Genomic DNA, 24,020 nt, shown 5'->3' with positions numbered 1-24,020 from the left:
GCTGGGGTTCGCGACTGGTCATGAGCCCATGATCGCGGCGCAAGCGCCGAGCAATCTGCGAGCGAGCTGGGTGTTTCCTGTGCGGGTCAGCTGCGGCGAATGCGAAGGACGTTGTCTTTCCGGGTGCCGGGCTGCCCCTCGGGGCCGGGGTGCTCGCGCTCGACGACCTCGTCCACCTCCACCTGCCATGCGGCCGGGTCCAGAGCCAGGCCAGCGCGCACCTCGGCCGTGGTCGGGAAGTGCACGTCGGCGGGCGGCTCCAGCACCCAGCTGGGCCATTCCGCGTGCCCGACGATCAGCAGCAGCCCGCCGGGCGCCACCGCCTCGGCGGCTCGTCGGAGGATGCGCATCCGTTCGCCGTCCTGGGCGAGCGGCGAATGCAGGAACTGCGCCGTGACGAGGTCGAACCGTCCGTCCGGGAAGGTGTGGTCGAGATCGTGCCGCTGCCAATCGATTCGGCCGGCCAGTTCCTGGCGTGCCGCCTGTGCCCTGGCACGCGCCAGCGCGGTCTCCGACACGTCCACGGCGGTGACCCGCCAGCCGCGCTCGGCCAGCCAGATCGCGTCGGCTCCTTCGGCGCAGCCCAGATCCAGTGCCGAGCCCGCGGCGACCGATTCGATCTCTCGCACCAGCAAGAAGTTCGGCAGTCCCGACCAGATCCGCTCGCGCTCCCGGTAGAAGGTCTCCCAGTACTCGACCGTCGTCGGCGTCGTCCGGTCCGCGTGCTCGTGGTGTGTCGCGTTCATGCGTCCCACCATCCATGGGAGCGACCGGATCAGCAAATATCGTTGCTGCTTCGGCAACCTACCCGCGGGCCGGCCGTTGCTGCCCGGCGGCCGCGTGCCCGTGCCGCTCGTTCGCTCGGGACCGGCGACCGCCCGCGGGTCAACACTCTTCGAGCGGGTCGCGCAGGATCATGCCCTCGGCCGCACGGAGGCGGGTGGTCATCGTCGTCAGCAGATCGACGGAATCCTCGGAGAGGCCGATGGCCGTGTGCAAGAGCCTGCGCAGGCGCGGGCTGGTGAGCTGTTCGGCCACGGCGCTGTCGTGCTCGGTGGGTTCGGCGTCGAGCTGTCGGTCGAGATTCACGGAAAGGTACTCACAATCGGTCATCGGGCCCCCAGGAACCATTGTGGATGCGCCGGACCGTGCCAGGAACGATGCGTAGGCACGGGCAGGGTCGTTCCGGGCGCAGCGTACATCGCACTCATTTGGTCGCTGGACCGGGTCGGAATTGTCGCATGTGATCTCCCTGTCCCAGTCGGATCGCTCCGCCCGTGCCGTGACCGTGCCCGCTCCGGTGCCAGCATCGGAATCATTGTCCCACTGCGCCTTGATATTTCGGCAAAGTGCCTCGTCAGCGCAGGGTGCGCCGGTGCCGCGCACCGGCGGGCGAGCCGGAGTGCGTCCGCCCGTGACAGGTTCCCACATCTGGGAAATCGCCGGTCGGTGAGGTGGCCGCCGAAAATCGGGAGCTCACTCGGTGCGCCCGTGACACGATGGGTGGCGGCCGGAGCAGGTACCGACGATGAAGGGCCCGCCATGGGGAATCTGGACGACAGGGTAGCGGTGATCACCGGTGGCGCCCGCGGACAGGGCCGCGCACACGCCCTGGCCCTGGCGAACGCGGGCGCGAACATCGTGGTGTGCGATATCGCCGCCCCGCTATCGGGCCTGCCCTACGAGCTGAGCACTCCGGACGACCTGGCCGAGACCGCCGCCCTGGTCGAGCGGGCGGGCCGCCGCTGCGTCGCCGTGCGGGCCGACGTGCGCAGCCTGGAACAGATGCGGACGGTCGCCGACCGCGCGATCGAGGAATTCGGCCGCATCGACATCCTGATCGCCAACGCGGGCATCGCGTCCAACTCACCCGTCGCCGAGATGGACGAGCAGTTGTGGCGGGACATGATCGACACCAACCTGACCGGCGTGTTCCACAGCTTCCGCGCGGTGGTCCCGCACATGATCGAGCGCCGCTGGGGCCGCGTGGTGGCCACCTCGTCGATCGTGGCGAAGATGGGCGTGCGCAACGCGGCGCACTACGCGGCGAGCAAATGGGGCGTGCTCGGACTGGTGAAATCGCTGTCGCTGGAGGTGGCGGAGTACGGCATCACCGTCAACGCCCTGCTGCCCTCCGGCGTGGACACCGACATGATCCAGAACCCGGCGACGTGGCGGCTCATGGTGCCGGACAAGGAGAACCCCACCAAGCAGGACTGGATGGCGATCATCGAATCCGGCCCGCCCAACGGCGATCTGATCCAGCCCGCCGAGGTGGCCGAGGCGACGCTGTTGCTGGTCTCCGAACACGGCCGCCACTTCAACGGGGAGGCGATCACCATCTCCTGCGGCGGGAGCGCGAGTACGTCCTAGCGGCGGAAACGCCGGGCGGCGGACGTAGTTCGCGCCTGTACAGACCTCACGCCCCGTGCTTCACTGGAAGCAGAAGGTCTGTGCAGTGCCAGCTTCCGGCCAGGAGTCAGCGCATGTCCCGCCACACCGAATGGACTGACCCGCTTCGCTTTTCGGTGTGCCGCCCGCGCCACGACGTCACCATGCTGATGGTCGCGGGCGAAATCGATGTCGCGACCGCGCCCCGGTTCCGTGCCGAGCTGGCGTGCGCCTTCCTGCGCCGCGCGGCCACGCTCGTGCTCGACCTCTCACCGGTCACTTTCCTCGCCGCGGCGGGACTGAGCGTCTTGGTCGAGGCGCAGACCGAAGCTACGCGCTCGCGCCACCGGATCGTGCTGATCACCACGGTACGGCCGGTGGACCGGGCCATCGAGGTCACCGGCCTGGCCGACCGGTTCCATCGGGTCGCCTCGCTCGACGCCGCCCTCGTGGACCTCTCGCCCGGCTACGACGAGACCGCCTGACCGGCGCATGCGTAAACGCGTTCGGCGGCCCGAGTGGGGCCGCCGAGCACGTATTTCACCGCCGAGCCGAGGCCGGCGCCTGCCTGTCCGAAGCGTCAGTGGCGACGCGACTCGATCGCCTCTCGGGCTGCCTGCGCTTTCTGCGCACCCCGCTCGCGGGCCAGCTGCGCTGTGTGCGCGCTGCGTTCCCGCGCGGCATCGGCGATCTCCGGTCCGCGCTCCTTGGCGAGCTCCGCCCATTCGGCGCTGCGTTCTTTGGCGATCTCGGCCCATGTGCCGCCGCGCTGCTTGGCGAGATCAGCGAGACGAACACCCCGTTCCTTGGCGAGCTCCGCCCATTCGGCCCCCCGCTCCTTGGCGATCTCGGCCCATTCCGCGCCGTGCTCTTTGGCGAACTCGGCCCAATCGGTGCCGCGATCTTTGGCTACCTCGGCCCATTCGGACCCGTGCACCTTGGCGGTCTCCGCGAGGTCGCTGCCGTGTTCCTTGGCTGCTTCCGCCCAATCCGGCCCGCGCCGCTGAGCCGTTTCGGCCAGTTCCGCTCCCTTGCTCGCGGCGACCGCGCCCAGCGCCCGCGCCCGTTCCGCGGCCTCGTGCGCGTGCTTGCGCAGTGCCGCGCCGGTCGTGGTGTCCGAGCTCGCGCCGAGCGGCAGTGCGGCGGTGACCGCGGCGGCGGCGTCACGCGCGGCCCGGCGGCCGCGCCAGCCCAGCGACGGCTTGCCCTCGGTATCGGCCGCGGCGATCATCAGCCCGCCCAGCAGTCCGAGGTCCTTGAGGAACGCGGTCCGCTTCGCCGACTTCCGCGCCGGGTCCTGCTCGTTCCAGAAATCCTGCTCGGTGACGGCCGCGGGCACCACGGTCGCGGCGAGCACCAGGGCGGCCAATCGCGGCGCCTTGCCCAGTGCCAGCAGGACGCCGCCGCTCACCTGAGCGAGCGCGTTCACCTGCACGACGGTCGTAGGATTGGATGGCAACTTGGTGGCAATCTCTTCCGGGAGCTGCCGCTGCCCCCGTTCGAGCAGTGCGTTCGCCGCCTTGACCCGCTCGTCCGGGCGCCGCAGCGTATCGACCCCGTCTACGACGAACGCGGTGGCCAGCAGCGGCCGGGCGAGTCGGCGCAATAACATGACAGAACCCCTTCCCTTGATGTCGTCACGATTCGGATTCCCGCGCGATTCGTGACCAAACAAGCCGGTCCGCCGCCGTGTGAAGGCCGCCTCATCCGGGTAACAGCAATTCGAGGGAGATCGATCCAGGAGTAGAGGCGCCGTGGCGCACGCTCCCGCCTCCCGCCCCTGCTTCGCCGGAAGGTATCTGCTGTGAACACCCGTACGGCCACAACGGCTTTCGAGGCCGTCGTTGCCGCGTTGCCCGCTGCGCCGAGGTGCACGTTCCGCTTCGACTCCGTGCCGTGTCGTCATCGCGCGGAATGGTTCATCCGTAAACGGTCCTGCTGCCACCCGGCGGGTGTGGATTTCTTGTGCGAGACCTGCCATACGCGCATTCACTGGATGCTCGACATGGGCATGGCGTTCGAATGCACCGGCTGCGGAGTGCGCTCCGCCAGTTTCCCGGAACTCTGCCCGACCGCGGCTCCGCTGTGAGCGGGGCTCAGCGGCCGTCGGCCTGCTTCGGGGTGGGCGTCTCGATCGCGGCGAGAAAGCCGGTGATGATCGAAGTGACCTGGTCGGGGGCCTCCACCATCGGAAGATGACCGCAGTCGGGTAGTTCCACCGCGATGTGCGGGCGCAGCTTGCGGTTGAGCCGCCCGCCCGCTTTCGCCGACAGGATGCGATTGCGCCGTCCCCAGATCGTGCAGATCGGCGGGAACCCGGCAGGCGGATCGAACGTGTCCAACGCGCGGTAGGACGGGAAATCCTGCACCAGGCCGTGCAGCGCATGCAGCCTGCCTCGATCGGTCCAGTGCGCGCGCACGCGCGGCTCGTGCTGGTTCTTCTGTTCTCGGCCGCGGGGACCGAGCTGATTGCCGAGGATCAGCGAGACGATCGGGCTCGGCAAGCTGATCCGGCGCGCCAGCGGCGCCAGCGGCAGCCGCGCGTCGAGCCAGGCCAAGCCCGCCGACCGGCCCGAACTGACGGTGTCCGAGGTGAGCGGATTGATCAGCACGAGCGCACGCACCCGCCCCGGATGACCCATGGTGTAGCGCAGCGAGGTGGCGCTGCCGAGGCAGTTGCCGATCAGCACCACGTCGGTCAGGCGGTGGGCGTCCAGGAACTCCGTGAGCATGTCGACATAGTCGGTGAGCCGGTAGCCCGTGGCGGGCCGGTCGGACTGACCGTAGCCGGGGAGATCGAGCGCGAAGACCTCGTGCTCCTCCCGCAGGGCTGCGACCTGGTCGTCCCAGATCCGCCGTTGCGTGCCCGCGTTGTGCAGGAAGACGACCGGCGACCCGCTGCCCGTGCGGTCGAAGACGACGGCCCTGCCCCGATGTGCGAAAACGTCCACGCCGACTCCCTACGGACTGCGGGCGGACGAGCCGCCGCATCTTCGCGATTCTACGTGGCGGGAGCGGCCGAGCAGGGGTACTCGGGTCACCGGATGGCGGTCGACGCGCGGAGGAACCGGCCGGTCCGGCGGGTGCCGAGTACCGGAGCGGGAGCGCCCTCGCCGAAGACCGGCACGCCGCCGACGAACACCGCGGTGACCGTGTCGTCGTTGCGGTTCACCATGCGCGGCAGGTTGTCGAACGGGGCGATCGGGGATTCGTGGTAGGCGTCGAGCGAATCGTCCAGGCGGTCCGGGTCGAGGATGACGACGTCGGCTCGGTCGCCCACCCGCAGGTGCCCGGCGTCCAGGCCGTACCAGTCGGCGAGTTCGCCGGTGAGCCGGTGCACCGCCCGTTCCACGGACAGGAACGGGCGACCCGCTTCGGCGGCGTCGCGCACCCGGCGCAGGAAACGCAGCCCGAAGTTGTAGAACGCCATGTTGCGCAGATGCGCCCCCGCGTCGGAGAAGCCCAGTTGCACGCCGGGGTCGGCGGCGAGGCGATCGAGCACTTCCGATCGATGGTTGGAGATCGTCGTGCGCCAGCGGACCTTGTTGCCGTGCTCCACCACGAGGTCGAGGAAGGCGTCCACCGGATGCAAGCCGCCGCGGTCGGAGCCCACCTGGCCGAAGGACTTGCCGATCACCGCCGGGTCGGGGCATTCGACGATCTGCGCGTCGAAGAAGTCGCGATGCCACACCCTCGGGCCGAATCTCTTGTCGTAATCCGCGCGGAAACGGCGTCGATAGTCTTCGTCGCGCAGCAGTTCCCGTCGTCGGTCCACCTGGTCGGCCAGGTGCAACGCTTCGGCGCCGGAACCGAACTCCTCGAACACCACCAGGTCGATGCCGTCGGCGTAGACCTCGAAGGGCACCGGAAGGTGCTGCCAGCGGAAGTTGCCCCCCAGCGCGTTCAGCACCCGCGCGATCAGTGGAAACAGGTGCACCACGCCGGGAATCGCCTTGATGTCGGCGGCCGAGAGCAGGCTGACCTTCAGCGGCCTGCGCAACAGGCCGAGGCTGCTCGCCGCCATGGTGACCAGGCTGTGCGGCCGGGACACATCGGGTCCGCCCTGTAGCGCCCCGCCGCGCCGTCGCAGAACGGCGTTGAGCCTGCGCCGCTCCCGGATGGTCGCGTAGGTGGAGGGCAGGGTGCGCGAGCGGCACACTTCGCCGTCGAGTTTGTCGAACATCAGTTGCTGTGAGGACATTCCGACGAACCCGGCGTCCAGCGCCTCGGTCAGCTTCGCCTCCATCCCGGCCAGCTCGGCGGCATCGGGCCGGACGTCCTTGCGGGTCGCGCGCTCCAATCCCAGCTCGGCCGCACGGATATCCGAATGCCCGATGAACGCGGCGACGTTCGGACCCAACGGCAGTCGTTCCAGCGCGGCCGAATACTCGTGCGCCGAGCGCCAGGTCTTGTGCTCCTCGACCGCCTCGACGACGTGCTTGCGCGGAATCGCCTCGACCCGCGCGAACAGGTCGCCCGCGTCGGAGGCGTCGACGTGGACGGTCGACAGCGAGCAGGAGCCCAGCAACACCGTGGTGATGCCGTGGCGCACCGATTCGGTCAGCGCGGGATGCTGCAACACCTCCACGTCGTAGTGGGTGTGGATGTCGAGCATGCCGGGCATCACCCACTTCCCGGTGGCGTCCACGATGTTCGGACAGGCCGGGTCCTCGATCGGGTCGGCCGAGACGGTCGCGATCCGCCCGTCGTGAATGCCGAGGTGCCTGATCGCCGAGGGAGCGCCGGTGCCGTCGAACCAGCGGCCGTTGGCGATGATGGTGTCGTACATGGATCTACATCTCGAGATCGGTGCGCACGACCTTGCCGGTCGCATTGCGCGGGAGTGCGGTGGTGGTGAGCCGCCAGCGGGCGGGCACTTTGTAGTAGGCGAGCCGTTCGGCGGCGAACGCGCGCAGCTCGTCTTCGGTGGTCACCGTGGTGTCGTCGACCACGACCAAGGCGGCGACCTGCTGTCCGAGGTCGGCGTCGGGCACGCCTACGACCGCGCACTCGCGCACCGCCGGATGCTCCTCGAGGCACTGCTCGATCTCCGTGGGATAGACGTTCTCCCCGCCGCGCAGGATCAGATCCGAACGGCGCCCGGACAGACGCAGCCTGCCGTCCTCCAGCACCCCGATATCGCCGGTGCGCAGCCAGCGGTCCGGCGTGATCGCCGCGGCGGTCGCCGCCTCGTCCTGCCAGTACCCCAGCATCACGTAGGGGCTGCGCACCCAGATCTCACCTTCGGTGCCGTCGGGGACCGCATCGCCCGCGCTGTCGCGGATCTCCAGCGTGACCCCGACGACCGGTCGTCCCACGGTGTCCGGGAACGCCGCCAGCTCGGCCGGACTCGCCAGCGTCGCGGCGGTGCTGCATTCGGTCAGTCCGTAGCTGGTCACCAGCGCGTTGCGGGCGACGGGCAGCTGATCGCGCAGTTTCTGTTGCAGCGCGGCCGAGGACGGCGCCGAGTTCAGCGAGAAGGCGGCCAGCGAGGAGAGGTCGTAGCCGGACAGGTCGAGTTCGAGCATCCTGGTGGCCATGGTCGGCATGGCGCCCCAATTGGTGATCCGTTCGGACCCGATCAGCCGCAGCACCCGGTCGGCGTCGAACGACCCCTGGTGGATCACCGCCGCGTCGCCGGTGACCAGCCGGGGGACCACCAGGTTGTGCAGGCTGGCGATGTGGAACAGCGGTGAGGTGACCAGGAAGCGCCGCCCGCTGGGCAGTTCGTCCGCCCCGGTGAGCGCCGCGGCAAGCGCGTCGTTGAAGACGTGGTAGTCGGTGACCGCGACCAGGTTTCGGTGCGAATGCACCGCGCCTTTGGGTCGCCCGCTGGTGCCGCTGGTGTACAAGATCACCGCCGGGTCGTCTTCGTCGATCGGGGTGTCCGGCAGGACGTCGGTCCGGTATTCGGCGACGAGCGCGGGTACGTCGTGCTCCATGGTGAGCACCGGGATCCGGATGTCGAGCTCCGCCACCAGCGCGGCGCGCTTCGCGTCGACCACGAGCACCGCGGGGCTGGTGTGTTCGACGCCGTAGGCGATCTCGCGCGGCGCCCACCACGCGTTGTAGCCCACCGCGATCGCACCGAGCGCCTGGGCCGCCCAGAAGGTGAGCACCCACTCGGGTGTGTTCGCCGCCAGAATGCCGACGCGGTCGCCCTTGCCGACGCCGTATCGGTCGCGCAGGGCCGTGGCCAGCGCCGCTACGGCGGCGGCATGCTCGGTGAAGGAGATCCTGCGGTCCGCGGTGACCAGGTAGTCCCGATCGCCGTGCGCCGCCGCGGCGACTAGCACTTCGCGCAGTGAGGACTTGCGGTGGCGCACCACCGGCATCGGTGCGCCGAGCACGTCCTCGACCACCATCTCGAATCGACCGCCGGGTCCGGTGAGCCGGCCCGCGGCCTGTGCCACGAACGCCTGCGGGTCGATGGGCTTCGTCATATCGGGTACTTCCTCGTCACTGCACTGGGTTGATTCGTCACGGCTCGGGCACCAGGACCGCTCGGCCGGTGACCAGGCCGCGTTCCAGCCGGTCGAGCGCGTCGCGGCCCTCGGTCAGCGGGTAGCGCTCCACCTCGACCCGTAGCTTGCCCGACGCGGCCAGCGCCACGGCGTCGATCAAGTCGGATTTTGTGCCGCCGTAGGACTTTCGCACCGAGGCGCCCCACGGCCAGCCCGTGCCGCCCGCCGGCCCCGCCGTGATCTCCGGCGTGCCGCCGCCGAGGCCGATCATCCGGTACGCCCCGTTGGGCGCCACCGACTCCACCGCGAGCCGTGCGGTCGCGTCGACGCCGACGAAATCGAAGACCGCGTCCGCGCCGCGGCCTTCGGTGCGGTCGAGGATCTCGCGTGCGGTGTGGTCGTCGGCGAGGAGTCCCTCCGCCGCACCGCACCGCGCGGCGAGGTCGAGTTTGTCGGCGCTCACGTCCACGGCCAGCACCCGCGCCGCGGTGGTCGCGGCGAGGATCTGCACCGCGACGTGGCCGAGGCCGCCGATCCCGACGACCACCGCCACCGACCCGGGCCCGAGCTGCTCGCGAGCGCCGCGGATGGCGTGATAGCTCGACAGCGCGGCGTCGGCCAGCGGCGCGGCCTGGCCGAAATCGAGGTCGCCGATCGGCACGAACGAACTCGCGGGGATACGGATGTAGTCCGCCATGCCGCCATCCGGCCCGAGACCGGGGCACGGCGGCATGGCGGTGCGGCCCGCGGCGCGGCAGACGTTCTCGTTGCCGCTCACGCACTCCCGGCAGACGCCGCACGACCAGCACAGGTACACGATGCCGCGCTCGCCTGCCCGGCGGCCGTCCACCCCGTCACCGACGGCCTCGACGGTGCCCGCGATCTCGTGGCCGAGGGTCAACGGCTCCTCGCGCATCCGGAAGGGGATGTGCAGCACGTGCAGGTCCGAGTGGCAGATGCCCGCCGCGCCCACGCGCAGCAGCAGGTCGGTGGGCCCGATCTCCGGGATCGGTACCTCACGCAGTTCCAGCACACCGGGCTCGGTGAGCTGCAATGCCCGCATCATCCGCGGATCGCCGCGAACGTCGCGCGCAGATAGGCGTCGGCGCGGTCCGAGCCGATCAGGCCGGGAGCCATCCGGTTCATCGCGTAGGCGAACGTGGTGCGATGTTCGAGGTCGTTGACCACCATCGCGCCGCCGTATCCGGCCCACCAGCACACCTGGCCGCCGGGCACTTCCGGGGCGGTCCGGCGCTGGGGCAGGCCGTAGCCGATGCCGAACCGCAGCGGCACCAGCAGCGCGAGATCCACGCCGTCGGACTGCTGCTGGAAGATCAGCTCGATCGTCTCCTCCGACAGCAGCCGCCGTCCGGCGAGTTCGCCGCCGCAGGACACCAGTGACTGCACCCGCGCCACCGAACGCGCGTTGCCGTGGCCGTTCACCGCGCCGATCTCGGCCTGCCGCCATTGCGCGCTCGCCGTCTCGGCGATGTCGAGCAGCGGGCTGGTGAGCGTCTTGACCAGCACGCTGTCCTGGTCGAGCGCGGCCATGTCGAATTCCGGCATCGCGGGCGGGATCAAGGTGGCGATCCGACCGTGGTGCTCGGGCGCGGTGCCGATGTGGAAGTCCGCGCCCAGCGGCCCCGCGAGTTCCTCGGCGAAGAACTCGCCCAGCGAGCGTCCGGTGACGCGGCGGATCACCGCGCCGATCAGGTGGCCGTAGGCGAGGGCGTGATACCCCGACGCGGTGCCCGGCTCCCACCACGGCGGCTGGCTCGCGAGGCGGGCGGCGGACGCTTCCGCGTCGTAGATGTCGGCGAGCTCGATCGGCGGCTGCCAGCCCGAGACGCCTGAGGTGTGCGCGAGCAGATGGCGGATCTCGATGTCGCCCTTGCCGTTCGCCGCGAACTCCGGCCAGTACCTGGCCACCTTCGCGTACACGTCCAGTTCGCCGCGCTCGACCAGCAGCAGAGCGCTGAGCGCGGTCATGGTCTTGGTGATCGAGAAGACATCGACCAAGGTGTCCTCGGTCCACGGTGCGGTGCGCTCGGGATCGCGGTAACCGCCCCAGAGGTCGACGACCGGTTCGCCGTCGACCGTGACGCAGATCGACGCGCCCAGCTCCTCGCCGGAGGCGAGCCGGGTCTCCAGTTCCGTTCGGACCTGCGCGAATCGCTCGGCGCAGAACCCCGACGTCGCGGTTCCTGTCGTAGTGGTCATCCCGGCCTCACACGTGTTCGAGCGTGCGAGCCGGAACCGGCAGGGCGTTCCCCGCGGCGGCGGCACGTTTCGCGCCGCGTGCCAGCTCCCGCCGCATGTCCCGCACATACGGTTCGAATTCGATCTGGATGGTGTGCCGGGGCGAGTCGTAGTAGCGCCCCGTCCTGGCCGATTCCGCGGACCGGATGGCCGCCCGCATCTCCTCCACCGACGGCGGGTGGTAGCGGCCGGTCAGGTAGGCGGCGACCAGCTTGCTCTGCTGCTCGGCGAAGTTCACCAGTGTGGGCAGCGGCTGGGCCAGGCCGAGGAAGAACAGATTGTCGATGCCGGGCTTGATCATCTGCTTGAACAGCGGGAAGCGATTGTCGCTGTCGGGCAGCAGTTCGGGATCGGTGAAGAACGGGAAGGAGATGCGGTAGCCGGTGGCGCAGACGATCACGTCCACCTCTTCGGCGCTGCCGTCGGCGAAGCGCACCCGCGACCCCTCCAGCGCGGTGATGGCGGGCTTGAACGAGACGTCGCCGCAACCCGCGCGGTGCAGGAACTCCTCGCTGGCCGACGGATGCGCCTCGAACGGCAGGTGGTCGGGCTTGGGCAGGCCGTAGTCCTCCATGTTGCCGCGGAACTTGCGCACGAAGCGCTGCTTGAGCCGAAGGCCCAGTTTCGGCGGCATCCACCGCGGCATCGAGCGCTTGTCGCCGACCTTGCCGTTGACGTACTTGGGCAGCACCCAGACCCCGCGCCGCGCGGAAACGTAGAGCTTCGCGGCGAGAAAACGCTGCGACAGCTCGGAGGCGATGTCCAGGCCGGAATTCCCCATCCCCACCACCACAACGCGTTTGCCCCGCATGTCGACGGGGTCGAACGGGTCGTTGTAGGCGTGGCTGTGCAGCAGCGTGCCGTCGAAATCACCCGGGTAGTCCGGGATCCGGGGGTCCCAGTGATGCCCGTTGCAGACGACGAGCGCGTCGTAGTCTCTGGTGTGCCCCTCGCTCGTGGTGATCAGCCAGCGACCGTCGGCCACCCGCTCGGCCGCGGTCACCACGGTGTCGAACACGATCCGGTCTCGGATGCCGAAATGGTCGACGTAGTCCCGGAAATACTGGAACAGCTGGGAATGGTGGGGGAAGTCCGGCCACTCGTCGGGCGCCGGGAAGTCCTCGAACGCCAAGCGGAACTTGGACGTGTCGATGTGCAGGCTCTGGTAGCAGGCCGACATGCCGTTCGGGTTCTTGAAGTACCAGTTGCCGCCGACTTCGTCGGACGCCTCGTAGCAGTCGAAGGGGATGCCGTGGTCGTTCAAGCGTTTGGCTGCGGTGATCCCGGAGGGCCCCGCACCGATCACACAGACCCGGGGGAGTGCGGTTGACGTCATTCACTGTCCTCGTGCTGGAGGCCGTCGCACAGGACGGCCGAACGTCCGATGCGGGTCGCGCACCGGAGTGACGTAGGCAACAAAGTAACACTGGGTAGACATCATGTCTAGTGAGTGACGCACTGTCTATCGAGCCCGTCCGCGCGTAGACTCGGTCGGCGGCAGCCGCACGTCAGCCCTACTTTTACGGATACGAGGTACCTGTTCACCATGCGTACGAACGCGAACCTGCGGGAGGAGCAGAAGCAGCAGACCAGGGCCCGCCTGCTGGAGGCCGCCAAGGAGCTGTTCGCCACCCGCGGCTACGCGGCGGTGCGGGTGGACGACATCGCCGCGGCGGTCGGCTGTAGCCGCGCCACCTTCTACCTGCACTTCGCGGGGAAACTGGAGTTGCTGCGCGCGATCGCCGAGCAGGGCACCGCGCCCACCGCGCTGCACTTCTATCAGGACCTCGACCGGGTGCTTGAGACCGGTTCGCGCGCCGAGTTCGCCGGCTGGATGGCCCGCGCGATCGAGTGGTTCCACGAGTACAAGGACCTGCTGCCAGCGTGGGACGAGGCGACGGCGCTGGAGCCGGAGTTCCGCGAGATCGCCCGCGACGGCATTCTCGCCCTGCCCAACGCGATGACCGCCTACCTCGCCGGGTGGCCTGCCGAGCGGCGCGACGAGGCACGGTTGCGCGTGGAATTGCTTGTCGCGCAACTGGAACGGTTCTTCACCCGTTGGGCGATGCAGGGCACCATCGACGTCTCGGTGGACCAAGCCGTCGAAGTGCTCACCGACATCTGGTTCCCCGCGCTGCGCGCGCCGTCGGCGGCGAGCTGATCGCCACGGCGGCCCGGATCCGGCGCACGGTGCGCCACGCGGACCGCGTTGGGGCGGCGCCGGATCGCCGGTGCCGGCAAACCGATTCGCCGGAATCGGAGCATGCCGCGCACGGGGGGCCGAAGCGGGCTGCCGGGCTGCCGCTCGAGGCGCTGCCGCAGCTGTTGCCGGATATTCGCTGAATGTTCGGATCGGGCTCTGCGCCGACCCGATTCGACGGTGGCTCGCGAATCTGTCGGCGGCGTGGGGCATCATCTGTGCACGCAGCCAACCACGAAATCGCTCGGAGTCACCATGCCGTCCCCACGAACCAAGCCGCAACCATTGTCGGACAGCGAGATTCGACAGATCGCCACGGACATAGCCGGTGGCCGCCCGCCTATGGTGTGGTTCACCTCGGCCGCGGTGGGCGTTCCGGAGGGCCGCTCGGGCAAGGTGATCGCCCTCGGCGACCCTGCCGACGGTGACTTCCTGCAGGTCCGGCCGACCGGATCGAAGGATGTACTGTCCTTCTCTCCCACCGAGGTGACCTTGACAAAGCCGCCGCGAGGGGCGGCGGGCGCCACTGCCCAGCCGAAGTCGTCAACCAGGAAGGAAACCCCTGTGACCCAGCCGTCGACCGCGACGAGCACCGCGCAGCAGCCCGCTCAGGCGAGCGCCCCCACGGCCCCGAAGCCGGTGGAAGCCACCGGAGAAGCGAGCCGAACCGAGACGGGCAAGCAGGCCCCGGCGTCGCCCAAGCCCGCGAAGGCGCCCGCGGCCCGCAAGGCCAAGGCGGCGCCCGAGGTCACCGTGACGCTCACCGGCACCGCCGACGGCGAGTGGTCGGTCGACGTGGTCAGCGGCAAGAAGCGCACCCTGCGCGGCCTGCCGGTGGCCGGATCCGCGGTGGCGCAGGCGGCGAAGATCCTGCATCCCGAGGTGGCCGAGGTGGTCGCGGGGGTCTTGGACGCGCTGCGCGGGGTGCAGGAGGCCAAGGTGCAGCAGTTACAGGCCGAGCTCGAGGAGGCCAAGCGCCTGCTGGACGAGCTGAGCGACTGAGTCACACCGCGGGACTGGCGGATCGGGTGGCCGTGCGCCAGATCCGGCGCTCGGTGTCGGCGGGCTGACGGCGCACGTCGTCGTGGAACGCGTAGCCGAGCGAGTCGTGCTTCGCGTGATACATGGCCGCGTCCGCGTCCCGGAGCAGGCTGTGCATGTCGGGGTCCGAGCTGCGCGGACCGACGCACGCGACGCCGACGCTCGCGGTGATCGGGATCTCACCCGCGCTCAGCCCGAACGGCCGGACGAACGTGCCGAGCAGCCGTTCGGCCAGCACGGCGGCCTCCGGCCGGGCCAGCGCGGCGAGCACGACGAATTCGTCACCGCCGTAGCGGCTCACCACGTCCTCGGGGCGCACCACGCGCCGGATCCGGGCCGCCGCGGTGGCGATCAGCTCGTCGCCGACGGCGTGTCCGTAGCTGTCGTTGACCCGCTTGAAGCCGTCGAGGTCGATGAACAGCAAGCAGATCGGTTGCTCGGTCCACTGCCGGCCACGCTGGCGCAGAGCGCGCAACAGCGCGGACCGATTCAGCAGTCCGGTGAGCATGTCGTGGTCGGCCTGGTACTGCGCGCGCCGCTCGCTGCGGGCGCTGCGCACGATCGCGCGCTCGCTGCGCACCAGCATGCCGATCAGCAGCAGCGCGAACAGCGACGACACCACCACACGGTCGAGCGGGTGCAGGCTGGACCCCACCACCGGCACCAGCGAGGCCACGATCAGCGCGATCGCGATGAGACTGGCGCGCTGCCGGGAGTGGTGCGGGTGGATGCGCCGCGGCGTGCCGAGTGCGGCCATGGTCGGGTGCAGGGCCGCCACCCCCACGGTGGCGTAGGCCGCGAGCAAGGGAGCCAGCAGCACCTCGCGCCCGAACGCGGTGGCGCCCGCGGTCTCCAAGCTGTAGCCGAGATCGCCGACCAGCACCGCGATCAGTCCGGCGTGCAGCAGCCACAGCGAGGTCTCCGCACGCGTGGAGGTGGCCATCGAGTGTGCGACCAACGTGAGCAGCAGTGCGTCGAGCACGGGGTAGGTCGCGGCCACGAGCACGTCCAGCCCGGCTTCGGTGGACTGCAGGATCGGTGAGATGAGGAAAGTCCAGGAGGCGAGCAGCGCGCCGAGCCCGATGAGGGCGGAATCCAGGAGCAGGTCGTAGTTGCCGTGCACTTGGCGCGGCCACAACCAGATCAGTGCGGCGAGCCCGACGCCGAGATAACCGAGCAGGGTGAACGCGTCGTCGAGCGGGTGGACCGCGTGGTCGCCGATGTCACGCAGCGTGGTGCCGACGGCGAACAGCACTGCCGAGCCGGACAGCAGATACCACGGCAGCGGGTGCGAGGGCCGGTGCGTGTGCACGCCGACGGCGATCATGGCGAGGGTCTCGCCGACGATGACCACCATCGTCACGAACGCCACCAGCTCGGAGTCGAGCGCCAGGTGAACCGCGATCGCGGCCGCGCTTCCGCCCAGAAGCACCGCGTGCCAGCCTGATCCGAGCGTCGGCCGGCAGCTCGTCTGTGGCTGTTCACTGGGTGTCATCAGCCCCCCTTGGTCGCTCCGTCCCCGGTGAACCGGGCCGCGTAGTAGATCTGGGAATCCTCCACCGCGACTTCGACGTTCGCCTGTTCGTCGAGCACCGCCCGAATACTGTCGGCGAACGAGAACCGAGTGTTGTTGTACGAGCAGATGTCCCAACCGACCGCAGCGCGTTCGGCAACCAAAACATGGACAACTGATTTGATCATGGCATGGAACGCCGCCCCTTCGCGGGCACTTGGCGCAACAAGGGTGAAACCCGCGTAGTAGATCGCGTCGCGCGCCGCGTGTTCGGGATAGCGGACCGCGAAATAGTCCGGGCTGATCCACGGCACGGTCTCCAGATGCTTGGTCAGCGTGGTCACGCCGATCGGCTCGCCGCCCGCGTGCGCGACGTACTTCTGCACGCGGGGGTCCACCATCTCCTCCCGGAACTCCTCCGGATGCAGCACCTGTCGCGCGATGGCTTTCGCGCGCAGCGGGCCGAACGCCTCCTCGTAGAGGCGATGGAACACCGCGATCCGTTCCTCCGGAATCGTCCCCTCGACGGTCACGGAGATTTCGCTCATCGCGGGCCCCACGGAATCGTGTGGTAGGCCGCGAGGACCAACGCGCAGGCCGGGTCGCCGTCGGAGGTGGCGTCCACCGTGCACAGCTGGACCGGGCCGAAGCCGCCGCCGCGGTGGCGGGTCATGTCCGCCAGGCTGGCCCGGATCAGTGCGGCGACTTCCTCGCTGGTCTCGGCCTCGTGTTCGACGAAAAGCCCCGCGCCGGAGTCGTCGTCGCGCAGCGCCCAGCCGATGCCGGCCGCGGCGGTCGAGCCGCGCCCGTAGGCGTGCCGCACGGCGTAGACGCAGTAGAGCCGGTCGCCCCAGGGGATCGGCTTGCGCACCCGGCCGATGCGTTCGACGGTGGCGCGCGGCGGAATGACCGACGACAACCTGATCAGGTTGGCCTCGCCCACCCCGAGGTCGCGCAGCGCCGCGTCGAATGCCGACATGGCGGTCGGTCCCGCCCCGGTCGCCGCGCCGATCTCGATGGTCAGCGGCGCCGGGAGTGGACGGTCCAGCGGCGGCCGCAGCCGATCCGCGCGAGACCGCGCGCGTAAGTCGCCGCGTGGGGTGTCGTGAATCATGATGCCCTCCCGATCCGACGCGGCCACCAGATTTTGCAGGCCGGTCTTGCTTCGAAATCGACTGTGCTTCATGAACCGCGATCACGCACCCGAGAGCGTCGAAAACAATGCTCGTGCGGCGTGTCTCGTACCCTGGCACCACCCCACGAGAACAGCGAGGAACGAGCGTGCGGACATGGGTGGCGCCGGGACGGGTCAACATCATCGGTGAGCACACCGACTACAACGACGGCTACGTGCTGCCGATCGCGTTGCCGCTGGTGGTGCGCTGCACGGCGGCGGAGCGCACCGACGGGCGGGTGCGGGTGGTGTCGCGGCAACGGCCCGGTGAGCCGGTGCTCGTCGCGGTCTGCGACCTCGCGTCGCAGCGGGCGCGGGTGCCGGGATGGGCGCGCTATCCGCTCGGCGTGGTCGCCGAGTTCGCCCGGAGCGGGCACCGGATTCCCGGCGTGGATCTCGACCTAGACGGCGCGGTGCCGATCGGTGCGGGACTGTCGTCCTCGGCAGCGCTGTCATGTGCGGTGGCGGTCGCGCTGCGTGATCTGTTCGCCCCGGAACTGACCGACCGCGCGCTGATCGACGTGGCCCGCGCCGCCGAGAACGACTACGTCGGCGCTCCGACCGGCCTGCTCGACCAGTCGGCCGCCATGCTGTGCACGGCCGGGCACGCGCTGCTGCTGGACGTGCGGGCATTCGCCGGCGACGCCACCGCGCCGCGCGGCGCCGGGTACGAGCAGATCCCCTTCGATCTCGGCGCGTTCGGACTCGAACTGCTGGTGATCGATACCGGGCAGCCGCACGAGCTGGTCGACGGCCGCTACGCCGAGCGTCGCGAGCAATGTGCGTCGGCGGCCGGGGCGCTCGGCGTCGCCACCTTGCGCGAGGTGATTTCCCCCGCGGACGCCGACCGGATCACCGACGGCGTGCTGCGCCGCCGCGCCAGGCACGTGGTGACCGAGAACGCCAGGGTGCTCGCGGTTGCCAAGAAATTGCGCGCGGGTGCCGACCCCCGCGGTATCGGCCCCGTACTGACCGCGGGGCACGTCTCGCTGCGGGATGACTTCGAGGTGTCCACCCCGGCTTTGGACGCCGCGGTCGACGCCGCGCTGGCGGCAGGAGCGCACGGCGCGCGGATGGTCGGCGGCGGATTCGGCGGCAGCGTCATCGCGCTCGTCGACCACGACCGCACCGCGATCGTGGTGGAGTCCGTGCGGCGGCATTTCGCACGGACGGGTTTCACTGAGCCGCGCACGTTCGTCGTCGTTCCCGCCGCCGGAGCACACCGGATCTACTGAGCGACCGTCCAGAATTTGTGGGCGAATGTGCCACGCCGATACGGCATGATCACGCAGAGTAAACGTCAGCCGACACCATTCGGCGGGCGACGAGGAGGTCGCTCGCGCCGGGCAGCACCAGCACGACGCACGGTCTCGCTCGACGCCCCGGTTTCACCGCCAGGAGGAACGCTGTGCCGCTCGCCGCTCCATCCGTTCTAGCTGCCGTGCCGATCGGGTCCCCCCTGGCCGCATCGCCCCCGCTAGCCGCCGAGACCCTGCGGCTGGATGCGCAGCCGGTCGATTACGCGCTGGTGGCACTGTATTTCGTGTTCGTCATGGGCATCGGCCTGCTGGCCAGGCAGCGCGTGTCCTCCAGCATCGATTTCTTCCTGTCCGGACGCTCGCTGCCCGCCTGGGTGACCGGTCTGGCATTCATCTCCGCGAACCTCGGCGCGGTGGAGATCATGGGCATGTCCGCCAACGGCGCGGAGTACGGGTTCCCGACCTTCCACTACTTCTGGATCGGCGCGGTGCCCGCCATGCTGTTCCTCGGCGTGGTGATGATGCCGTTCTACTACGGCTCGAAGGTGCGCAGCGTGCCGGAGTTCATGCGCCGCCGCTTCGGCACCGGCGCCCACCTGGTGAACGCGCTGAGCTTCGCCGTCGCCCAGGTGCTCATCGCCGGGGTCAACCTGTACCTGCTCGGCTCCATCCTCAACGTGCTGCTGGGCTGGCCGCTGTGGGTGTCGGTGATCGTGGCCGCCGTGATCGTGCTGTCCTACATCACCCTCGGCGGCCTCTCGGCCGCGATCTACAACGAGGTGCTCCAGTTCTTCGTCATCGTGGCCGCGCTGCTGCCGCTCACCCTGGTCGGACTGCACAAGATCGGAGGCTGGGACGGCCTGCGGGAGAAGGTCGCCGCGTCACCCGGCGGTCCGGAACAGCTGGAATCCTGGCCGGGTAACGCGCTCAGCGGGTTCACCAACGACTTCCTGTCGATCCTCGGCATCGTGTTCGGCCTGGGGTTCGTGCTCTCGTTCGGGTACTGGACGACGAACTTCGTCGAAGTGCAGCGCGCGATGGCCACGCACTCCATCGCGGCGGCGCGGCGCACCCCGATCATCGGCGCCTACCCGAAGATGTTCATCCCGCTGATCGTGGTGATCCCCGGCATGATCAGCGCCGTGCTGGTGCCGCAGATGGCGGAGTACAAGGCGGCGGTCACCGCGAATCCGGACTTCGAAAGCGACACCACCTACAACCAGGCGTTGCTGTACCTCATGAAGGACGTGCTGCCCAACGGCCTGCTCGGCGTGGGGCTGGCCGGTCTGCTCGCGGCGTTCATGGCCGGCATGGCCGCCAACATCTCCGCGTTCAACACGGTGTTCAGCTACGACCTGTGGCAGCAGTACGTGCGGCGCGACCGCCCGGACGGCTATTACCTCGGCGTGGGCCGGCTGGCCACCGTGGGGGCGACCGTGGCCGCGATCTTCACCGCGTTCATCGCCTCCGGGTTCAGCAACATGATGGACTACCTGCAAACCCTGTTCAGCTTCTTCAACGCCCCACTGTTCGCCACGTTCATCCTCGGCATGTTCTGGAAACGAATGACGCCGACCGCGGGCTGGATGGGCTTGGTCTCCGGAACAGGTTCGGCCATCGCGGTTTTCATCCTGCACGAGATGAAAGTGTTCGAATTATCCGGCCAAGGGGCGAGTTTCGTCGCCGCGGGTGTGGCGTTCGTGGTCGACATCGTGGTCAGCGTCGCGGTCACCCAGGTGACCGAGCCGAAACCGGCGGCGGAGCTGGTCGGGCTGGTGTACTCGGAGACGCCGAAGGAAGTGCGCACCGACCCCGAGGCGGACACGCTGCCCTGGTACCAGCGTCCCGTCCTGCTGGCGGGCATCGCGTTCGTGCTCGTGCTCATACTCAATATCGTCGTCGGATAGGGAGCCGCCGCAATGCTTTTCGATATCCGCACCATCGTCGGCGCGTTGCTCGGCTGCTACGCGATCGTCCTCGTCGTCACCGGCCTGGTGCACGACACCGCGGCCCAGCAGGCCAAGACCGGCGGCGTCAACGTGAACCTCTGGGCCGGGCTCGGCATGGGCGTGGTGGCCATCGCCTTCGTGGCGTGGGCACTGCTGCGTCCGGTCCAGGTGCCGCCGCAACCGCATCCGGCGGACGGTACCGATGAGGAGCCCGACTCCGCCTGACACGGGCAGCGCCCCCTGGGAATCCCAGGGGGCGCTGGTTGTTGTCGCGCGGTTCAGGCGTCAGGGGCGGGTAGTACCGCCGGGCCAGTTGCCGGCCCCGCCTTCGCCTGGGATGCCGGTTCCGCCGGCACCCGGGCGTGGAGTCTCGCCGGGCATGGTGCCGGTTCCGCCGACGCCACCGGGGCGAGGAGTTCCGCCGGGCATGCCGCCGGTCTCGCCGGGGCGGGGAGCCCCGCCGCGCTCCGCGGCGGTGTTTCCGGCGTCCGGGCGCGGAATGTCGCCGCGCCAAGCACCCGTTTCGCGACCCCGTTCTTCGACGAAGTGCTTGAAGCGCTCCAGGTCACCGCTCACCCGGTGCTTCAGCACGCCGAGCTTGTCGGCGACGTTCTCCACGAACCCTTCGGGGTCGACATCCATCTGCGCGGTGACCCTGGTGTGGGTGTCGTCGAGCCGATGGAAGGTGACTACCCCCGCGTGCTTGGGTCCGCTGTCGGACTTCCAGGCGACCCGTTCGTCGGGATGCTGTTCGGTGATCGTCGCGTCGAACTCCCGCGTCGACGGGCCGACATGGACACGCCAGTGCATATGCCGGTCATCGAGCTGGTCTACCGCTTCGACACCCTCCATGAACTGCGGAAACGACTCGAACTGCGTCCACTGGTTGTAGGCGGTGCGAACCGGAACGTCGACGTCCACCGTGGCGGCCATTGTGCTCACTTGCTACCCCTTTCCTCGCCCACCCGCACCGATCGCGCGGACGGGCGTCTTTCGGTTGACAAGCGCTCCCTTGGGGGCGACTCGGGACATCCATCGCATACCCGGGTCACCCGGGGACAAACAGGCGCAGGACTGCTACGCCAACACGGTCGTCGCGTAGACGTCCAGATCCCGGACCGGTCGCGCCGTGGCCCACGGCTCGAACTTCTCCCTGGTCTGCGCGTACGCCTGCCGCAGCCGCGGCGAGGTGTTCCGCGCGGCCAGGTCCAGCGCACGCTCGGCGGCCGCACACGCACGGTCGATATCCCGCGTGATCGTCAGCTGTGCGAGGCTGAGATTCCACAGAGCCCGGTCGCGGGTCGCATGGGCCGGGATGAGCCCCAGCACCGCGTCGATCGTGTCGGCCGCCACGTCCAGCTCGCCCCCCGTTTCCAGGCAGCGGGCAGTCATGGCGCCGGTCGTCCACGCACTCTGGTAGTAGCAGTACGACTCATCCGGCGTCGTCTGCTCGGTGAACTCGTCGCTCACCTGGAGCAGTTGGCGCCACGCATCAGACCTGCGTCCATCGGACGCGAACGCCTGCGCCGCGCACAACTTTCTGAAGTCGTCGACCCGACCGTCCTGGACGGGCAGTCGCAGCATCCGGTCCGCGATCGTGGCGGCTTTCGGAAACGCACGCATCTGCACCGCCAATTGTGCTCGGTGGCAGAGGATGCCGGTCGCGATGTCGATGTCGCCGGACTCCTCCGCGTGCTGGTAGGCGGTGCGGAACAGTTGTTCCGCACGCACCAGGTCGCCCTGATCCCACGCGGACCATGCGCTGCTGGCCGTGGCCTCTCCGGTCAACGATTGCAGTGCGGGCCGCAAACCGGTCGGGCAGTCGCGCAGCAGCGCCGCGCACGTGTGTGCTTGCGCTTCGATGATCGGCCGGGCGGCGTCGGAACCGAGCTGATCGTCCAGCAGTTGTGCGGAGTGCACGGTTTTTCGCAGATGACCGATCGCGTCCGGCGTGACGGTCGGAGAACCGCCCCTGCTCATTGTCGCCGCGCCGATGACCGCGCCGGTGGCGGCGATGAAGTCTCGCCGGTTCACGTCTGGGTCTCCAATCAACGCCCGGAAACGTCTGTGCGCCCCATGGTCCGCATCTTTCAGAACCCTGTCCAGCCGCGCTTGATGGCCGATACTCACCCGGCGGTACGGTCGGCTTTCCCAAAAGCTCACCGTCCGTTGCGCACAACGCAGCAATTCCGCGAGCTCGCTCTGGGTCAACCTGCACGCGTCCCGGAGCGTCTTCACATCCGCGCCGGTCCACATCGTCACTTCTGCCACGGTGCCCCCTTACCCTGCCGGACGGTCATTGCTGCCGATTGCTCGAGTCTGCGTGTCCGTTACCTTCCACCAGGCATTTTGCACCGGCACTCTGTAATCCGTACCCGGAACCGGGAAACCCTGTCGCACAACCGAACCCCCGTGTGACGGGACATCCGAATCGTGCACGACGCATCGTGACGGGTGGCGACCCCGCCCCGGTTCCCGGTCGACCGACGACCGCGAGGGGCCTGACAGTGCAGAACATCCAGGTGTCGCCGCCTCGTGACTTGTCACGGCCTGCCGGGCGGACCGCCGCGGCCATCCTGGGCTGCGTTCGCGCGCGGGGGCGCCGTCGGTCGGCGACCGCATGACCTCCGACGACCGCGCCGAAGCCGAGATAGCCGTTCTCGCCGACGTGATCGCCGCTGTCGACGCGGCCCTGAGCGGTGCCGCCTGCGGGCACCCCAGCGAGCAGCGCGCCTACGTGCTCGCAACAGTGCTCTACGAATTGATCGCCAGCGCCCGAACCGCGGCGGGGCCCGACAGCGGCCGCCTCTACGCCGCTCCGATTCTCGATTCGATCATCGAGAACGTGGCCGCCGCCGACGAGCTGTCCCTCCTCGACCTCCTGGTGTCTTTCCTCGTCACCCGGCACAAAACCACAGACCCCTGATCGAGACCGGTATTTTCGTCTCGCACCCCCGGAGCAATTCCTCGCACACGTCGCACCGTCCCCGAGGACCACCCGAAATGTGCGAGGCCGACTGACCCGACCGTGGTCAGGGTTGATGGCGAACACAAAATCCGACCATCGAGTAACGGAGGGTTACCGGAATGAAGCGAGTCGAGATCTTCGAAAGGCCCAGCCGGAGCGAGATGCGCAACCCCGAGGCGCTGAAGAAGCGCATACCGGCCACGAACGGCGGCCGGGACGACGCGTACGACGCCTACCGCCTCGCCTGCATGATGGCTGCCACCGAGGCCGAGGAGAACGGGGGTGACGACCAGACCTGCCTCAGCCACTTCGAGGGCGCGCTACCCGGCTGGTTGAGCCGCCTCGGTTTGGATCTGGACGTGCACGTCTACGGCATTTGCCATGTGGAGGATGACAACAGCGCCGATCGCGGCGACGCGTCCTCGATCTATTGGACGATGTCGGGGTTCAGCGACCGGCCCCGTGTCTACGAGGCGATCGCGTTCCCCTCCGGAACACCGGCGCCTTCCGGCTCGCTGAGGGAGCAATACGACGAGTGGGCGCAGAGTGCCGCCGCGCTGGCCGACCGTGAGTCCAGCGACTCGGCGCGGTTTTCCGCGTTCGTAGCAGCGATGTCCAGCTGGCTGAACTCGTCAGGCAAGAATTTTCCCGGGACCTCGTTCGGCTACTACAACAGCGACGGCGACGAAATGTACACCCCCAGCATCGACGAAACCCGAATGCTGTGGAGTGTGGCCCCCATGTACTACCTCGACGGCCACATGTACGAATGCATCACCGCCCTCCCGAAGTAGGCGTCCTG

General features: G+C 69.1%; 23 protein-coding genes and 1 pseudogene. 10 read left to right on the top strand and 14 right to left on the bottom strand.

Annotation, left to right across the window (positions count from 1 at the left end; translation table 11 throughout):
• Window positions 1–86: 86 nt before the first annotated feature.
• Both ON19_RS22675 and ON19_RS22670 read right to left on the bottom strand, forming a co-directional pair.
• Window positions 87–746 (bottom strand): class I SAM-dependent methyltransferase, encoded by a 660-nt coding sequence (locus tag ON19_RS22675; RefSeq protein WP_043696320.1) that lies wholly within the window; start codon window positions 744–746, stop codon window positions 87–89.
• Between the two features lie 139 nt (window positions 747–885).
• Window positions 886–1,089, bottom strand: coding sequence for a hypothetical protein (locus ON19_RS22670; protein WP_157229799.1), 204 nt, complete (start codon window positions 1,087–1,089; stop codon window positions 886–888).
• A gap of 402 nt (window positions 1,090–1,491) precedes the next feature.
• Here ON19_RS22670 and ON19_RS22665 point away from each other — a divergent pair, with 402 nt between their 5' ends.
• Window positions 1,492–2,373, top strand: a complete 882-nt coding sequence (locus ON19_RS22665; protein WP_227954642.1) for a mycofactocin-coupled SDR family oxidoreductase — start codon at window positions 1,492–1,494, stop codon at window positions 2,371–2,373.
• 113 nt (window positions 2,374–2,486) lie between these two features.
• A complete protein-coding gene (locus ON19_RS22660) occupies window positions 2,487–2,876 on the top strand; it encodes an STAS domain-containing protein (protein WP_083899555.1) in 390 nt (129 codons plus the stop codon).
• 95 nt (window positions 2,877–2,971) lie between these two features.
• Here the strand turns inward: ON19_RS22660 and ON19_RS22655 are convergent, their stop codons facing one another.
• A complete protein-coding gene (locus ON19_RS22655; protein ID WP_043696311.1) occupies window positions 2,972–4,003 on the bottom strand; it encodes a DoxX family protein in 1,032 nt (343 codons plus the stop codon).
• Between the two features lie 192 nt (window positions 4,004–4,195).
• Between ON19_RS22655 and ON19_RS42135 the strand changes: the two genes are divergently transcribed.
• A complete protein-coding gene (locus ON19_RS42135; protein ID WP_157229798.1) occupies window positions 4,196–4,480 on the top strand; it encodes a hypothetical protein in 285 nt (94 codons plus the stop codon).
• Window positions 4,481–4,487: 7 nt separating this feature from the next.
• Here the strand turns inward: ON19_RS42135 and ON19_RS22650 are convergent, their stop codons facing one another.
• The 6 genes from ON19_RS22650 to ON19_RS22625 all read right to left on the bottom strand — a co-directional run bounded on the left by ON19_RS22650 (window position 4,488) and on the right by ON19_RS22625 (window position 12,450).
• The gene (locus ON19_RS22650; protein ID WP_051169184.1) at window positions 4,488–5,342 is read right to left on the bottom strand and encodes an alpha/beta fold hydrolase; all 855 of its coding nucleotides are present in this window, start codon (window positions 5,340–5,342) and stop codon (window positions 4,488–4,490) included.
• An 86-nt stretch (window positions 5,343–5,428) separates the two neighbouring features.
• Window positions 5,429–7,180 (bottom strand): N-acyl-D-amino-acid deacylase family protein, encoded by a 1,752-nt coding sequence (locus ON19_RS22645; protein ID WP_043696308.1) that lies wholly within the window; start codon window positions 7,178–7,180, stop codon window positions 5,429–5,431.
• Between the two features lie 4 nt (window positions 7,181–7,184).
• Window positions 7,185–8,834: a steroid-24-oyl-CoA synthetase gene (gene casG, locus ON19_RS22640; RefSeq protein WP_043696305.1), complete on the bottom strand. Its 1,650-nt coding sequence runs from the start codon at window positions 8,832–8,834 to the stop codon at window positions 7,185–7,187.
• 37 nt (window positions 8,835–8,871) lie between these two features.
• Window positions 8,872–9,918 (bottom strand): NAD(P)-dependent alcohol dehydrogenase, encoded by a 1,047-nt coding sequence (locus tag ON19_RS22635; RefSeq protein ID WP_043696303.1) that lies wholly within the window; start codon window positions 9,916–9,918, stop codon window positions 8,872–8,874.
• Window positions 9,918–11,075: an EstA family serine hydrolase gene (locus ON19_RS22630; protein ID WP_043696301.1), complete on the bottom strand. Its 1,158-nt coding sequence runs from the start codon at window positions 11,073–11,075 to the stop codon at window positions 9,918–9,920. Before ON19_RS22630 ends, ON19_RS22635 begins: the two co-directional genes overlap by 1 nt.
• Window positions 11,076–11,082: 7 nt before the next feature.
• The gene (locus tag ON19_RS22625; protein ID WP_043696299.1) at window positions 11,083–12,450 is read right to left on the bottom strand and encodes a flavin-containing monooxygenase; all 1,368 of its coding nucleotides are present in this window, start codon (window positions 12,448–12,450) and stop codon (window positions 11,083–11,085) included.
• A gap of 210 nt (window positions 12,451–12,660) precedes the next feature.
• Between ON19_RS22625 and ON19_RS22620 the strand changes: the two genes are divergently transcribed.
• Together ON19_RS22620 and ON19_RS22615 are read left to right on the top strand one after the other, a co-directional pair.
• A complete protein-coding gene (locus ON19_RS22620; protein ID WP_043696297.1) occupies window positions 12,661–13,275 on the top strand; it encodes a TetR/AcrR family transcriptional regulator in 615 nt (204 codons plus the stop codon).
• Between the two features lie 294 nt (window positions 13,276–13,569).
• Window positions 13,570–14,316, top strand: coding sequence for a DUF6319 family protein (locus ON19_RS22615; protein WP_043696473.1), 747 nt, complete (start codon window positions 13,570–13,572; stop codon window positions 14,314–14,316).
• Between the two features lies 1 nt (window position 14,317).
• Here ON19_RS22615 and ON19_RS22610 read toward each other — a convergent pair whose 3' ends face one another.
• From ON19_RS22610 to ON19_RS22600, 3 genes are read right to left on the bottom strand one after another with little or no spacing between them, the layout of a single operon-like run.
• Window positions 14,318–15,850, bottom strand: a complete 1,533-nt coding sequence (locus ON19_RS22610; RefSeq protein ID WP_083899554.1) for a GGDEF domain-containing protein — start codon at window positions 15,848–15,850, stop codon at window positions 14,318–14,320.
• Window positions 15,850–16,416 (bottom strand): hypothetical protein, encoded by a 567-nt coding sequence (locus ON19_RS22605; protein ID WP_043696294.1) that lies wholly within the window; start codon window positions 16,414–16,416, stop codon window positions 15,850–15,852. The genes ON19_RS22610 and ON19_RS22605 overlap by 1 nt, the downstream gene beginning before the upstream one ends.
• Window positions 16,413–16,982, bottom strand: a complete 570-nt coding sequence (locus ON19_RS22600; protein ID WP_227954643.1) for a pyruvoyl-dependent arginine decarboxylase — start codon at window positions 16,980–16,982, stop codon at window positions 16,413–16,415. The genes ON19_RS22605 and ON19_RS22600 overlap by 4 nt, the downstream gene beginning before the upstream one ends.
• Window positions 16,983–17,149: 167 nt before the next feature.
• On the opposite strand from ON19_RS22600, the gene galK reads away from it, so the two are divergent.
• The 3 genes from galK to ON19_RS22585 all read left to right on the top strand — a co-directional run bounded on the left by galK (window position 17,150) and on the right by ON19_RS22585 (window position 20,475).
• Window positions 17,150–18,277: a galactokinase gene (gene galK, locus ON19_RS22595; RefSeq protein ID WP_227954644.1), complete on the top strand. Its 1,128-nt coding sequence runs from the start codon at window positions 17,150–17,152 to the stop codon at window positions 18,275–18,277.
• Between the two features lie 224 nt (window positions 18,278–18,501).
• A complete protein-coding gene (locus ON19_RS22590) occupies window positions 18,502–20,208 on the top strand; it encodes a sodium:solute symporter family protein (protein ID WP_043696461.1) in 1,707 nt (568 codons plus the stop codon).
• 12 nt (window positions 20,209–20,220) lie between these two features.
• Window positions 20,221–20,475, top strand: a complete 255-nt coding sequence (locus tag ON19_RS22585) for a hypothetical protein (RefSeq protein WP_043696289.1) — start codon at window positions 20,221–20,223, stop codon at window positions 20,473–20,475.
• 261 nt (window positions 20,476–20,736) lie between these two features.
• On the opposite strand, the pseudogene ON19_RS22580 reads toward ON19_RS22585, so the two are convergent.
• Together ON19_RS22580 and ON19_RS22575 are read right to left on the bottom strand one after the other, a co-directional pair.
• Window positions 20,737–21,192: pseudogene (locus ON19_RS22580) on the bottom strand (SRPBCC family protein); the annotation flags it as partial.
• A gap of 135 nt (window positions 21,193–21,327) precedes the next feature.
• Window positions 21,328–22,506 (bottom strand): helix-turn-helix domain-containing protein, encoded by a 1,179-nt coding sequence (locus tag ON19_RS22575; protein ID WP_483243692.1) that lies wholly within the window; start codon window positions 22,504–22,506, stop codon window positions 21,328–21,330.
• Window positions 22,507–22,870: 364 nt separating this feature from the next.
• Between ON19_RS22575 and ON19_RS22570 the strand changes: the two genes are divergently transcribed.
• Together ON19_RS22570 and ON19_RS22565 are read left to right on the top strand one after the other, a co-directional pair.
• Window positions 22,871–23,176, top strand: a complete 306-nt coding sequence (locus ON19_RS22570) for a hypothetical protein (protein ID WP_043696283.1) — start codon at window positions 22,871–22,873, stop codon at window positions 23,174–23,176.
• A gap of 161 nt (window positions 23,177–23,337) precedes the next feature.
• On the top strand, window positions 23,338–24,012 hold the full coding sequence (locus ON19_RS22565) for a hypothetical protein (RefSeq protein WP_043696280.1): 675 nt from the start codon (window positions 23,338–23,340) through the stop codon (window positions 24,010–24,012).
• Window positions 24,013–24,020 lie beyond the last annotated feature (8 nt).

It is taken from the genome of Nocardia abscessus NBRC 100374 (assembly GCF_000308455.1).
In the GTDB taxonomy this organism is placed as follows: domain Bacteria; phylum Actinomycetota; class Actinomycetes; order Mycobacteriales; family Mycobacteriaceae; genus Nocardia; species Nocardia abscessus.
Note: the sequence above shows the minus strand (reverse complement) of the source record. Positions and strands in the feature narration are given on the sequence as shown.

Excerpts from the sequence above, each read along its gene's own strand:
- ON19_RS22630 (WP_043696301.1), bottom strand. The coding sequence starts at position 11,075 with ATGACCACTACGACAGGAACCGCGACGTCGGGGTTCTGCGCCGAGCGA.
- ON19_RS22610 (WP_083899554.1), bottom strand. The coding sequence starts at position 15,850 with ATGACACCCAGTGAACAGCCACAGACGAGCTGCCGGCCGACGCTCGGA.
- ON19_RS22570 (WP_043696283.1), top strand. The coding sequence starts at position 22,871 with ATGACCTCCGACGACCGCGCCGAAGCCGAGATAGCCGTTCTCGCCGAC.
- ON19_RS22600 (WP_227954643.1), bottom strand. The coding sequence starts at position 16,982 with ATGATTCACGACACCCCACGCGGCGACTTACGCGCGCGGTCTCGCGCG.
- ON19_RS22675 (WP_043696320.1), bottom strand. The coding sequence starts at position 746 with ATGAACGCGACACACCACGAGCACGCGGACCGGACGACGCCGACGACG.
- ON19_RS22615 (WP_043696473.1), top strand. The coding sequence starts at position 13,570 with ATGCCGTCCCCACGAACCAAGCCGCAACCATTGTCGGACAGCGAGATT.
- ON19_RS22660 (WP_083899555.1), top strand. The coding sequence starts at position 2,487 with ATGTCCCGCCACACCGAATGGACTGACCCGCTTCGCTTTTCGGTGTGC.
- casG (WP_043696305.1), bottom strand. The coding sequence starts at position 8,834 with ATGACGAAGCCCATCGACCCGCAGGCGTTCGTGGCACAGGCCGCGGGC.
- ON19_RS22625 (WP_043696299.1), bottom strand. The coding sequence starts at position 12,450 with ATGACGTCAACCGCACTCCCCCGGGTCTGTGTGATCGGTGCGGGGCCC.
- ON19_RS22565 (WP_043696280.1), top strand. The coding sequence starts at position 23,338 with ATGAAGCGAGTCGAGATCTTCGAAAGGCCCAGCCGGAGCGAGATGCGC.
- ON19_RS22645 (WP_043696308.1), bottom strand. The coding sequence starts at position 7,180 with ATGTACGACACCATCATCGCCAACGGCCGCTGGTTCGACGGCACCGGC.
- ON19_RS22575 (WP_483243692.1), bottom strand. The coding sequence starts at position 22,506 with ATGTGGACCGGCGCGGATGTGAAGACGCTCCGGGACGCGTGCAGGTTG.
- ON19_RS22585 (WP_043696289.1), top strand. The coding sequence starts at position 20,221 with ATGCTTTTCGATATCCGCACCATCGTCGGCGCGTTGCTCGGCTGCTAC.
- ON19_RS22620 (WP_043696297.1), top strand. The coding sequence starts at position 12,661 with ATGCGTACGAACGCGAACCTGCGGGAGGAGCAGAAGCAGCAGACCAGG.
- ON19_RS22635 (WP_043696303.1), bottom strand. The coding sequence starts at position 9,918 with ATGCGGGCATTGCAGCTCACCGAGCCCGGTGTGCTGGAACTGCGTGAG.
- ON19_RS22605 (WP_043696294.1), bottom strand. The coding sequence starts at position 16,416 with ATGAGCGAAATCTCCGTGACCGTCGAGGGGACGATTCCGGAGGAACGG.
- ON19_RS22655 (WP_043696311.1), bottom strand. The coding sequence starts at position 4,003 with ATGTTATTGCGCCGACTCGCCCGGCCGCTGCTGGCCACCGCGTTCGTC.